Here is a 781-nt window from a genome sequence, read left to right as displayed (position 1 = left end):
TTGATGCGATTGTTATATTTATGACGGTAATGCTTGCTTGATTGTATGAACAATAAGCTCTCTACCTTCAGGGGTTTTAAAAAACTTAATCGCGATCTCTACCAACCTATTTTTAGCAACTTTAGCCCAAATACCTTTAGGCATCTGTCCTGAAGATGATTTTAACATTTCAATTTCATCTTTAATTTTTATCATTTCATCAGAAGCAAATTGAACTTTTTTATTTAATTCTTCTAGACGTTCATACAATTTATCTAATTTTTCGGAAACATCCAGTTGCTCCTCGAAACTTGCAACTTGACCTTCATTTTCAACATCTTTTACTGTAAAAACCACTTCTAATTCGTCACGTATTTGTTCAAATAAAGTATCATCATTATCAACTACAACTAAATCATTTGCTATATATGAACTCCAACTCTCTATTTGTTCCGCTAATTCGGCAAAAGACACTTGAACTTTATCAGTAGCTTTATATTTTCCTGGGCTATAAATCGCGTAGTATCTAGTATAACTTTCTGACCGTTTTATATCGCCAGAAAATGAATATCTAGCGGTCTCGGTATAAATATCTTTCTCTTCAACTTCTATAAACTTAAAATCATAATCTGCATAATTAAATATGATATGCAAAAGTGGAGAGCCTGACTCTGATGATTCAATTTGAAAATCTGATAGCGTAAAGTATTTTGAGTTCAAAGAGTTCTTTATTTCTTCAATAAAATGCCGATTTAACATCTGTTTTCCTATCTAAAATTAAAATATAACGCTGGCATAACAC

1 protein-coding gene is annotated in these 781 nt (G+C 31.2%); it reads right to left on the bottom strand.

Annotated features, from left to right (window positions below; all coding sequences use genetic code 11):
- Positions 1–18: 18 nt before the first annotated feature.
- Positions 19–738: a hypothetical protein gene (locus tag A6E06_RS15220; RefSeq protein ID WP_065593329.1), complete on the bottom strand. Its 720-nt coding sequence runs from the start codon at positions 736–738 to the stop codon at positions 19–21.
- Between the last annotated feature and the right edge of the window lie 43 nt (positions 739–781).

Source organism: Aliivibrio sp. 1S175 (assembly GCF_001690985.1).
Taxonomy (GTDB): domain Bacteria; phylum Pseudomonadota; class Gammaproteobacteria; order Enterobacterales; family Vibrionaceae; genus Aliivibrio.
This window is presented reverse-complemented; position numbering and strand designations above follow the sequence as displayed.

Coding starts and splice junctions, on each gene's coding strand:
- A6E06_RS15220 (WP_065593329.1), bottom strand. CDS start 738: ATGTTAAATCGGCATTTTATTGAAGAAATAAAGAACTCTTTGAACTCA.